Annotated in this window: 12 protein-coding genes and 1 pseudogene; 3 read left to right on the top strand and 10 right to left on the bottom strand. The window is 72.4% G+C overall.

The window, feature by feature from the left end:
* From I5E_RS16540 to I5E_RS16495, 10 genes and pseudogenes are all read right to left on the bottom strand, one after another.
* Positions 1-247: flavin reductase family protein (locus I5E_RS16540; RefSeq protein WP_022907966.1), on the bottom strand; the 247-nt coding region annotated here is incomplete at its 3' end.
* Positions 248-303: 56 nt separating this feature from the next.
* Positions 304-2025 carry an MFS transporter gene (locus I5E_RS16535; protein ID WP_022907965.1) on the bottom strand — a complete coding sequence of 574 codons (1722 nt, stop codon included), beginning with the start codon at positions 2023-2025 and terminating at the stop codon, positions 304-306.
* 1 nt (position 2026) lies between these two features.
* Entirely contained in the window at positions 2027-3352 is a 1326-nt protein-coding gene (locus I5E_RS16530; RefSeq protein ID WP_261974977.1) for an NtaA/DmoA family FMN-dependent monooxygenase, read from the bottom strand.
* 5 nt (positions 3353-3357) lie between these two features.
* Positions 3358-4062 carry a cysteine hydrolase family protein gene (locus tag I5E_RS16525; protein WP_022907963.1) on the bottom strand — a complete coding sequence of 235 codons (705 nt, stop codon included), beginning with the start codon at positions 4060-4062 and terminating at the stop codon, positions 3358-3360.
* Positions 4059-5071: pseudogene (locus tag I5E_RS22010) on the bottom strand (LLM class flavin-dependent oxidoreductase). Before I5E_RS22010 ends, I5E_RS16525 begins: the two are co-directional and overlap by 4 nt.
* Positions 5072-5202: 131 nt before the next feature.
* The gene (locus I5E_RS16515; protein ID WP_022907962.1) at positions 5203-6345 is read right to left on the bottom strand and encodes an ABC transporter substrate-binding protein; all 1143 of its coding nucleotides are present in this window, start codon (positions 6343-6345) and stop codon (positions 5203-5205) included.
* 204 nt (positions 6346-6549) lie between these two features.
* Positions 6550-7395, bottom strand: coding sequence for an ABC transporter permease (locus I5E_RS16510; protein ID WP_022907961.1), 846 nt, complete (start codon positions 7393-7395; stop codon positions 6550-6552).
* 13 nt (positions 7396-7408) lie between these two features.
* Positions 7409-8236 carry an ABC transporter ATP-binding protein gene (locus tag I5E_RS16505; RefSeq protein WP_031262996.1) on the bottom strand — a complete coding sequence of 276 codons (828 nt, stop codon included), beginning with the start codon at positions 8234-8236 and terminating at the stop codon, positions 7409-7411.
* Between the two features lie 175 nt (positions 8237-8411).
* Positions 8412-8825, bottom strand: a complete 414-nt coding sequence (locus I5E_RS16500; RefSeq protein WP_022907959.1) for a hypothetical protein — start codon at positions 8823-8825, stop codon at positions 8412-8414.
* 21 nt (positions 8826-8846) lie between these two features.
* Entirely contained in the window at positions 8847-9605 is a 759-nt protein-coding gene (locus I5E_RS16495; protein ID WP_022907958.1) for an SDR family NAD(P)-dependent oxidoreductase, read from the bottom strand.
* A gap of 68 nt (positions 9606-9673) precedes the next feature.
* Between I5E_RS16495 and I5E_RS16490 the strand changes: the two genes are divergently transcribed.
* The 3 genes from I5E_RS16490 to I5E_RS24735 all read left to right on the top strand — a co-directional run.
* On the top strand, positions 9674-10252 hold the full coding sequence (locus tag I5E_RS16490; RefSeq protein ID WP_022907957.1) for a TetR family transcriptional regulator: 579 nt from the start codon (positions 9674-9676) through the stop codon (positions 10250-10252).
* 114 nt (positions 10253-10366) lie between these two features.
* Positions 10367-10783: a hypothetical protein gene (locus I5E_RS16485; RefSeq protein WP_022907956.1), complete on the top strand. Its 417-nt coding sequence runs from the start codon at positions 10367-10369 to the stop codon at positions 10781-10783.
* On the top strand, positions 10780-10921 hold a 142-nt coding region (locus I5E_RS24735), incomplete at its 3' end, for an arsenate reductase/protein-tyrosine-phosphatase family protein (RefSeq protein WP_022907955.1). The genes I5E_RS16485 and I5E_RS24735, both read left to right, overlap by 4 nt.

Below are 10921 nucleotides of genomic sequence, written 5' to 3'. Positions count from 1 at the left end.
CGTGTCCGTCGCCGAGCACCGAGATGCCGAGCGTCGGCGCTGCTGCGAGGTCGGGCCACGTCGTCGACGAGTGCTGCACGGCGATCGTGGCGAGCGGCGGGTCGTAGGAGACACCGACGGTGAACGACGTCGCCACCATGACCACGGGGGAACCGTCGACGCACGTGCGATGGGCGGCCACGACGGAGGGCACCTCGGCGATGGCCTCACGGATGTCGAGTGGGTCCTCGATGAAGTGGTCGTGCACGATGGGGTCCTCCTCGGGGAACGAGCGGTCGGGGACGAACGGTCAGGGCCGATCGGTCATGAGCGTGCGAGCACGGCGCGCGCACGGCGTTCGTCGGACCGCATGGCTGCGACGAGCGCGTCCGGCCCGCGGAACCTCCGCTGGCGTCGGATGCGTCGTCCGACGGTGAGCTCGACGACCGAGCCGTACAGGTCGCCGTCGAAGTCGAGCACGTGGACCTCGACCGTGCGGGGACGATCGGGGAAGGTGCTGTTGCTGCCGATCGACACGAGCGCCTGCCGTGCCGGAGCGCCGATGGGAGCAGCGAGCCACCCGACGTAGACCCCGTCGCCGGGAACGGGGGCGTCGGAGCCGCTGTCGGGCCGCAGGTTCGCGGTCGGGAACCCCAGGTCGTGTCCGACCCCGGCACCGTGCACGATCTCACCGGTCAGCACCGCGGAGGTGGCCGGACGGCCGGACAGTGCCCGCGCCGCGACCACCGCACCGCAGGCGACGAGCGCGAGCGCACCGAGGGCGACCGCGTCCCCCGCGGTCGCGAGCAGCACGGCGGTGGCGGTGCTGCCGAGCACGGCGCCGAGCTGCTTCACGGTGTTGAACACGCTCGAGGCCGCCCCGACCGTCGCGGGGCCCGCTCCGAGGACCGCGGCGAGGGAGAACGGCGACCAGACGAACGCGTTCGCGATCCCGAACCCGGTGAAGGCCGCGGCGATCGTCCAGAGGGGCGCCGCTGCACCAACGAGGACCGAAGTCAGTGCGACCGACACGACGAGGAGGACGGCGCCGACCGTCGCGGTCGCCCGGGAGCCGGCGGTGTTCGTCATGCGACCGACGAACGGCGCCGAGGCGAGGCACGCGATCCCCATCGGCACGAGGACGAGGGCCGCCGATCCAGCGCTGAGCCCGCGGGTCTGCTGCAGGTCGAGCATGAGCGGGATCGGCGCGGACCCGACGCAGAACGACGCGGCCGTGGCACCCCACGACCCGGTGACGAAGCCGCGGTCACGGAACAGCGCGAGCGGCACGAGGGCGCGGTCGCCGGCACGCCGCTGCCGGACGAGGACGGCTGCGACCACAGCGGCGCCGAGCAGCACCGCTCCACCACGGGCGACCGGGTCGGCGAGCAGCCCGGTGTCCGTGCCCTGCACGCCGACGACCACCCCGAGGACCCCCGCGGTCACGCCGAGGACGGCGAACAGGGGCAGCGGGACGGCGATGCGCCGGGAGACGGGCACGAACCGGAGGACCGCGATCGCCGTGACGATCCCGACGGGCACGTTCACGAGGAACACCGACGGCCACCCCCACGCCTCGACGAGCAGCCCGCCGACGATCGGCCCGGCGACCGTCGCCGCCCCGCCGCCGGCGCTCCAGACGGCGAGCGCGACGGCGAGCCGCGGCGGGTTGAACAGTGACCGGATCACGGTCAGGCACTGCGGGGTGAGCAACGCGGCGCCGAGGCCCTGCACCGCGCGCCAGGCGACGAGGGCGCCGATCCCCGGCGCGGCAGCGCACCCGACCGAGGCGATCGTGAAGACCGCGAGCCCGACGAGGTACACGCGCCGGTGCCCGAACCGGTCGCCGAGCCGGCCCGCCACGAGCAGCGGGACGGCGAACGCGAACAGGTAGGCGCTGTTCACCCACACCGACGTCGACGCGTCGGCACCGAGGTCGCGCCCGAGGTCGGGCAGGGCAACGGACACGATCGTGCTGTCGAGCAGCAACATGAAGAAGCCGAGGCAGAGCCCGCCGAGCGCGAGCCACCGACGGGCCAGGGTCACCTCACACCGCCAGGTTCTCGCGGAGCGTGGTCCCCGGGTACCGCGGCGCGAGGGCCCCGCGACAGCGGAGTTCCGGCACGAGCAGTTCGCTGAGGTCGGCGAACCCGGACGGCATCCCGAGCGGGCTGGACAGCATGTAGCCGCCCCGCCCACCGGTCGCGGCGAAGTTCTCCTGGAGGGCGTCGGCCACCCCCGCGGCGTCGCCGACGAGCATGTGGTCGAGGCCGGTCGCGGCGCGCCACCCGTGCTCGAAGAAGTCGTCGCGGTCCATCGTGTGGTCCTCACCGAACTCGGCGACCAGGCTGCCGACGAGACCGGCCGGGCTCGCCTGGGCGGCGACGATCTCGTCGCGCAGGTCCCCGAGCCGGAAGGACGCGGGCAGCGTCGAGAAGTCGTACCCGGCGTTGTGCGAGATGAACGTGCCGACCGCCTCGCGGTTCCAGAACGACAGGAGCGAGTCCCGTCGGGCCTGGGCTTCAGCGTGCGTCGCGCCGACGATCACCTGGGTCGCCCAGAGGATCCCGACCCCGGCGGGGTCCCGGCCGGCGTCCTCGAGTGCGGCATCGAGGGCGCTCCGGTGGCGCAGCTGCCCGGCGACGCTCGCCCCGAACCCGAACACGAGGTCGGCGAACGACGCGCTCGCGGCGATGCCCCGCGGTGAGTTGCCGGCCTGCACGACGACCGGGTGACGCTGCGGACTCGGGACGCTGGCGAGCGGCCCGCGCACCTTGAAGAACCGGCCGTCGTGGTCGATGGGGTGCACCTTCGACGGGTCGGCGAACCGGCCGGTCGCCCGGTCACGGACGATCGCGTCCGGCGCGACGGAGTCCCAGAGCGCGCGGCAGACGCCGATGAACTCCTCCATCCGCTCGTACCGGAGGTCGTGGTCGACCAGGTGGTCGGAGCCGTAGTTCGCGGCGTCCGCGCCCCGCGACGAGGCGACGACGTTGAACGCCATCCGGCCGCCGGTGACGTGGTCGAGCGAGTTCAGCAGCCTGGCGGTGGCGAACGGGTGCGTGAACGTCGACGAGTAGGTCAGTCCGAACCCGATGTGCTCGGTCACCGTCGACATCGCCGCGATGACCGGCGACATGTCCTGTCGAGGCCACTGGATCCCCCACTCGACCGCGGGGTCGATGCTGCCGCGCCAGGTGCTCGGGACGCCGGAACCGTCGCCGAAGAAGAGCATGTCGACGCCGGCGCGCTCGGCGGTCCGTGCGACCTCCATGTACATCCGGACGTCGGGGAAGTCCTGGCCGACCCAGCTGCCCGGCGCGGCCCAGCGCCCCTCGGTGTGGGTGAAGGACAGGTCGTAGGCGATGTGCATGCCGCTCACGGGGCACCCACCTTCGCCGCCGCCCACGCCTGCCACAGCGCCGTGGTCTCGGCAGCGTCCGTGACGACACCGATGTTCAGCTCGATCATCGTGAGCGCGGCGTCGTGCACGTCGATGTCGTAGGCGGCGGTGGCGTCCGACGGCACCACGACCGGCCAGCCGAGCTGCATCGCGTCCTGCGCCGTGGCGAAGACGCAGCACTCGGACGTGAGTCCCACGACGGTCAGCCAGCCGATCCCCGCGGTGGTGAGCCGCGCCTCCAGGTCGGTGCCGAGGAACCCGCTGTAGCCGCGCTTGACGACGCGGGTCTCGCCGGGTGCCGGCGCCGTGCGGTACCACTCGGCGCCGGCGGTGCCGATCCGGCAGGGCTCGTCCTCCGGCATCGGCCCGTCGAGCGGACCACCACGCAACCACGTGCTGCTGTGCCAGGGGACGGACGGGTCGCTGCCGAGCTCCACCCAGACGACGGGGACGCCCGCCGCCCGTGCCGCCTCGACGAGCTCGCCGATCCGGGTGATCGCGGCCTCGACGGCGGCGGAGGCTCGTTCGTCGAGGCCGTACCCGGCGATGCGAGCGGGTTCACCGAAGTCGCGCTGCACGTCGACGACGACCAGCGCCGGTGAGCGGCCAGCCGCCGGGCCGGACGCTCCGTCCGGCAGCAGGGCGAGCCTCGGGTCGAGCCCGCCGGTCCCGCCGGTCACCGGACGACCGCCGCGTCGTGCTCGCGGAGTGCGGGCAGGACGGTCTCGCCGAAGCGCACCATGTCCTGGTCGTACTCGGGGAAGATCAGCATGAGGCCGTCGAGCTCACCCCGGTCGACGATGTACTCGATGTGCTCGGTGACGGTCTCGGCGGAACCGGCGACGTACGCGGTCTGGAACGCGTCCTCGCCCGCCGCGCCGTCCGCCCACGCACGGGCCTGCTCGGCGGGGACGCCCCACGACGCCCGCATCGAGGCCAGCGCCTCGCGGTCGACGCCGGCGCCCCACGCGCGCACCTTCTGCTGCGCGGCCGCGTCGGTGTCGTCCTGCACGACGGTGAGCATGGAGTACGTGCGGCACTCCCGGCCCTCGGCGGCCGCACGGTCGTGGACGTCGCGGGACAGGTCGCGCATCTCGTCGAGGCTGTCCGCGGCGAGGAAGGCACCGTCGGCATACTTCGCCTGGAACGCCCGAGCGGCCTCGGACTTGCCGGCGCTGATGATCGTCGGCCGGCTGGCCGGGTGCGGGCGGGACTCGCACGCGTCGAGGTCGAAGTAGGGCGTGTGCATCGTGACGCTGTCCTCGGTCCAGAGGCGGGTGACCGCCTCGGTCCACAGCTCCGTCATGCGGTAGCGGTCGGCGTGGCTGAGGCCCGCGTCCCAGATCCCGAACTGCTCGAACTCCGCCGCGTAGGCCCCGTTGACGATGTTCATGCCCGCCCGGCCCCGGAGAGGTCCTGGAGCGTCGTGTACATCTTCGCCGCGACCGCCGGGTTGTGGACGTTCGCGTGCATGGTCGCCCAGACCTTCACGCGCTCGGTCGCCTCGGCGATCCCGGCCATCATCGTCATCGACTCGAGGGAGCGCCCCCAGTGGTCGGTGCTTCCGCCGAAGCCGCGCCACTTCGCCATCGACATGACGAAGTCGAGACCGATCGCCTCGGCGTGCAGGGCTGCGCGCTTGTTCCAGGCGTAGGTCGCCTCGGGGTGGGGTGCCGTGGTGGAGAGCATCCACCCGCCGTTGCCGATCGGGAGGAAGATCCCGTACTCCTTCGCGGGCATGGTGCGCCGCCTCTCTGGTCGTTGCTCGGTGCTGGTCACGTCGTGCCGGGTGGGTCGCGCGCCCGCGCGACCCACCCGGGTCACGGTGCGGGCCAGACGGTCTCGCCGTCCTTCGTGATCGCGTCGATGTACTCGTTCGTGAACCAGCGCTTCGCGTCGTCCGCGGTGACGGAGGTCTTCACGATGTCGAACTGGTGCAGCATGTCGACGAGCTTCGACACGTTCTCGGGGTCGATGCCCCCGAGCGGCTGGCCCGGCGTCGGGTTGTCCGCGATGACCTTCGTCTCGGTCGTCCAGATCTTCGCGTTCTGCGCCTCGTCGTAGGTCGCGCCGGAGAGCTTCGCGGCGTACCCGACGCACTGCTTCGTCTTCGCCGCGCTCGAGGAGCAGAAGTCGTAAGCGTGCAGGGCTGCGCGCAGGACGTCCTCGACGGCGGTCGGGTGGGCCTTCGCGAACGCGGGGTTCACGGCCATGGCGCCGATCGACGAGGGGATGCCGTAGTCGACGGGCTGCCACACGGTGACGTCGTCACCGGCGGCCTTGAGCAGGTTCGGCTCGTTCGACACGAAGCCGGTGAGGGCCTCGAGACCGTTCTGCTTGCGCGGCAGGACCGAGGGGTCGTAGCCCTCCTTCACGAGGGTGAGCGAATCCCACTCCACCCCGGCCTTCTCCATCATCGCCCGGACGGACGCGGGGACGTAGCCCTTGTGGCCGACGACCTTGCCGTCGAGCTGCGGGAGCTTCGTGATGTCCTTGTTCGTCATCAGGATGTCGAGCCCGGCATTCGAGTACGACGAGATCCCGGTGATGTCGATGCCGTTCGCCCGGGCCTGGATGAGGTCCTGCTCTGCGACGGCCGACACCGTCGCCTGGCCGCTCGCCAGGAGCTTGGTGTTCTGGGCGGTGTCGCCCGAGCCGGGCTTCAGGGTGACGTCGAGGCAGAGGTCCTTGAAGTAGCCGAGCTGGTCCGCGGCGATGTACTCGAGGATCGACGCCGAGGACTGGTACTGGTAGCCGGACAGGTAGGTGATCGGGCCGGCGGCCTTGTTCTCCTTGCACCGTTCGGCGGAGATGGCGCTGCCCTCGGACGAGCCGGTGCCGGCGCTCGATCCGGTGCTGCAGCCGGAGAGGGTGAGTGCCACCGCGGCGGTGGCGGCGAGGGCCGCGAGGGCGGCCGTGGTGCGGTGCGGACGGGTGCGGTGCGGGCGGGTGCGGTGCTGCATGGTCACTCCTGTGGGAAGGGATGGGTGGTGCAGGGCGGGGCGGGGGCGGGGCGGGATGGGTGCGGGTCAGGGGGCGGCTGGGGTCGTCCTGGAGGCGCGGCCGGCGTCGCGTGGGCAGGCTCGCGCCGGCAGGTGGTGCTGCTGGCCGCGGGGCGGCGTGCGGTGGCCGGGCGGTGCGGTGGCGGGGCGGGTCGGCGGTCGCCGTCAGTCGTTCGCGGTGCGGTGCCAGCGCAGGACGCGTCGCTCGACGAGCGAGATGACGCCGAGCAGGGCGACGCCCATCACCGCGAGGATCGCGATCGCGGCGTAGACCACGTCGAGCTGGTTCATCGACGACGCCGTGCTGATCACGGTGCCGAGGCCGCCGGTCGACCCCGAGGCCGACAGCTCGGCGACGACTGCGCCGATGATCGACAGCGGGAACACGATCCGGAGCGCGGCGAACACGAACGGCAGGGCGTTCGGGATCCGCAGGTGCACGAGCATCTCGATGCGGGACGCGTCGATGGTCCGGTACACCTGCAGCACGGGCTGCGGGACGGACCGCAGCCCGGTGGCGGTGTTGATGAGGATCGGGAAGAAGCAGATGAGTGCCGTGATCACGAGCTTCGGCAGCGGACCGAACCCGAACGCCACCACGAGGGCCGGGGCGATCGCGACGAGCGGCGTCACGTTGAGGACGATCGCGATCGGCATGACGGCGCGACGGACGATCGGCAGCTCGCTCGTCAGCACGGCGAGCACGAACGCGGCCACGAACCCGATGCCGAGGCCGACGAGCGACTCGACGAGGGTGATCCCGGCGTTCTGCAGGTAGTAGGGCAGCTGCGTGGCGAGGGTCTCCCCCACCGCGGGCAGCGGCGGGAGCAGGTACGGCATCGTCGTCGCGCCGATCTGCCACAGCACGGCGAGGACGGCGAGCATCACGACGAGGGGTGTCCAGACCGTCGGGCGGATCCAGCCGGGGAGCGGCCGACGGGACGCTGCGGCCTTGGACTCGACGGTGGTGGTCGTGGCGGAGGCGGTGGAGGTCGTGCTGGTGGTGGTCATCAGGTCGTCTCCCTCAGGCCGCGTCCGTCGCGTGCCACGCGCTGTGCAGGCGCGTCCGCACGAGGTCCTCGTACTCGTGGAACCGCCGTTCCTCGAACAACCGCTGGTTCCGCGGTCGCGGCAGGTCGATGTCGATGACGTCGACGATCCGTCCGGGCCGGGGCGCCATGACGACCACCGTGTCCGACATCCGGACCGCCTCGGAGACCGAGTGCGTGACGAAGAGCACGGTCGTCCGCAGCTCGTCCCAGAGGTCGAGCAGCTGGTCCTGCAGCGACTCGCGCGTGAACTCGTCGAGGGCCGAGAAGGGCTCGTCCATGAGCAGCACGTCGGGGCGCAGGCCGAAGGCCCGGACGATCGCCGCACGCTGCTGCATGCCCCCGGAGAGCTGTGCGGGCAGCTTGTCCATCGCCTCGCCGAGCCCGGCCATCCGGAGCAGCTGCCGCATGTCCGGGCCGCCGTCGGCTCCGCGCTCCTCGAGGTCCTCGATGGCGGCGCGCCGACGCCCGGCACCGGGGTTGACCCGACCGGCGAGGGAGACGTTCTGCAGCACGGTGAGCCAGGGCAGCAGCGCCGGCGTCTGGGGCACCAGGCCGATCAGCTTCGCCGCGCACGCCTGTGCCGGGGTGACGCCGTGCACCTGCACGGCGCCGCGGTCGGCGGGCTCGAGGCCGGCGACGAGGCGCAGCAGGGTCGACTTGCCGCATCCGCTCGGGCCGATGAGCGAGACGAACCTGCCGGGTTCGATCGTCAGGTCGACGTCGTCGAGGGCGACCATGGCGCTCGGGCCACCGCCGTACACCTTGCGCACCGCGTCCACCCGGACCGCTGCTGTGGTCATCCGTTCCTCCATACCGTCGGCGAGCACGCAGGCTCGATCTCGTATGGCGGAGAGCGTGCGTCGCGAGCTCGGGTTCGTCTGCGACGCGGAAATCCGCTGCTGGTGACGAGGCTAGGACGCTCGTGTTACGGAGTCGGGCCACATGTGTTGCGAACGTGTGAACGGTCGCGCGGTGTCAGCGCCGCGCCGGTGCCGCCGCGTGCCCGTCCCAGACGAGCACCTCGACGCCGAGGTCCTCGGCGGCCACCGAGACCCACCCGGCGAGCGCCCGTGCAGCCGGTTCGGCGACGACGAGGACGGCCCGCTCGACCCCGGGGACGGACTGCCGCAGCCAGAGCAGCTTGAACAGGTCGGCCATCACCTTGTTGCGCCAAGCGGGCTTGTAGGCACCCTGGTTCGCGACGAGCTGGACGACGACGCGGTCGTCGGCGTCGATGCCCTCGACCTCGACCCGGGCACGGTCGAGCACGACGGTGCGGGGACGGAGGACGAGCCCGAGTGCGGTCCCGGTGTCGTCGAGCATCCGCCGCTCGACGGAGTCGGGGGCGAACCGGCCCCAGTCGGAGCGGGCGTCGGGGACCTCGGTCATGTCGGCAGTGTAGGCGGCCGCTCAGACCACCGACCACCCGCCGTCGCTCGGCAGCACCGCACCGTTCACGTTGGCCGAGTCGTCGCTGAGCAACCACGTGATCGCCGCCGCGAGCTGCTCGGGCTGCGCCACCGGCGGGATCGTCGTCTGCATGATCGGGCCCACCCGCCCGGCCGCGTACTCGCTGCGCATCGGTGCCTCGATGTTCGTCGCCACCGCACCGGGCGCGACGGCGTTGGCACGGATGCCCTGCGGTCCGTGGAAGAAGGCGACGCTCTTCGTGAACCCGGCGATCGCGTGCTTCGACGCCGTGTAGGCAGCACCCGCGGCCGACGCCCGGAGCGCCGCCTCGGACGCCACGTTCACGACGACGCCGCGTCCGGCGGCGATCATCAGCGGCAGGACCGCGCGGGTCAGGCGCATCGGCCCGGTCACGTTCACGCTGAACACGCGGTCCCAGGTGGCGTCGTCGACCTCGCTCGGCGGGAGGAACGCGTCCATGATGCCGGCGACGTTCGCGAGCCCGTCGACCCGGTCCCCGGCGGCTGCGAGGATCGCGGCGATCGTCTCGGGCGCGGTGACGTCGCCGACGACGGTCTCGAGATCGAGGCCGTCGAGTTCGGTGCGGAGTGCGTCGAGCCGCTCGGCGACGACGTCGGTGCCGATCACCCGCCCGCCCTCGTTCGCGATGCGCGTCGCCGTGGCGCGTCCGATGCCGGAACCCGCCCCGGTGACGATGATGGTCCTGCCGGTGAACCGTCCGGCGGTGGTGTCGGTCATGTCGTCTCCTCACTGCGAGGCGCTCGCTGCGCCACCACAGTTGTAGCACTCAGTGCCGAAAGGAATCCATGCCCTCCACGACGGACCGGCCCACCGGACGTCCACGGACCATCGACCCGGACGCGGTCTCGCTCGTGGCCCTGCGGCTCTTCGACGAGCGGGGGTTCGACGACGTGTCGATGGACGACGTCGCGGCCGTCGCCGGCGTCAGCCGTCGGTCCCTCTTCCGGCTCTTCCCGAGCAAGGCCGCGCTCGTGTGGGGCGGCCTCGACGAGTTCGCGGTCCGGTTCACCGACGCACTCGCCGCACGGCCGGCATCGGAGTCCGCGTGGGTCGCCCTCCGCGCCGCGTACCGGGTGGGCGCCACGTTCCCGGACGACGCCGTCGAGGTCACCCGGCACCGCCTGCGGGTGATCCGGGCGAACCCCTCGCTCGAGCGCGGTGGCGAGGCCGCGGTCAGCGCCCTCACGGGCGTGATCGAACGGTTCGTGGCCGAGCGGGACGGCGGGTCGGTCGACGACCTCGCGACCCGGGTCCGGGCACACGCCCTCGCGGCGGCGGCGAGCGCCGCCCTCACCTGGTGGGCGACCGACGGCGCGGGTCGCCCCGAGGACGTCGTCGACGAAGCACTCGGGCTGTTCGGCTGACGGAGCGGTCCCGTGTCGGACGGGAGGCGCGGTGCGGCCGCACCGCGCCTCCCGTCCGTCGATCGGCCGGCTCTCGAGCCCCACACGAGACGGCACGAGCGGTAGGGTCCGAGCATGAACGTGAACGGGCCCTCGCCCTACTTCCAGTTCGACGGCACCGCGCTGCAGGCGCTGGGGCGCTGGCAGGACGTCTTCGGCGGCGAGTTGCGCATCGCCACCTTCGCCGACTTCTCGCGGGAGGACGGCCCCGCCGACGCCGTCGCCCACGGGCAGCTCACCGGCGGCGGCATCACGCTCTTCGCCGCCGACGCCCCGGCCGGCGAGGACGCGTTCTCGGCGACCGGGCTGCTGTTCTCGTTGCTCGGCGCTGCCGAACCCGACGTGCTCCGCAGCTGGTTCGACGACCTCGCCTCGGACGGCGCCGTCATCGACCCGCTGCAGGAACGACCGTGGGGCGACTGGGACGGCACCGTGCGCGACGCGTTCGGCGTCACGTGGCTCATCGGCTTCGAGGCGGGAGCGCTCGCGTGAGCGGTCTCCCCACGGTCCTCTTCGTGTGCGTGCACAACGCCGGCCGCTCCCAGATGGCCGCCGGGTACCTGCAGCACCTGGCGGGTGACCGGGTCCGGGTGTTCTCGGCCGGCAGCGAACCGGCGGACCGGGTCAACG

Source organism: Curtobacterium sp. B18 (assembly GCF_000333375.1).
GTDB lineage: Bacteria > Actinomycetota > Actinomycetes > Actinomycetales > Microbacteriaceae > Curtobacterium.
The sequence above is the reverse complement of the archived record's forward strand: the minus strand, read 5'-3'. Positions and strand labels throughout refer to the sequence as shown.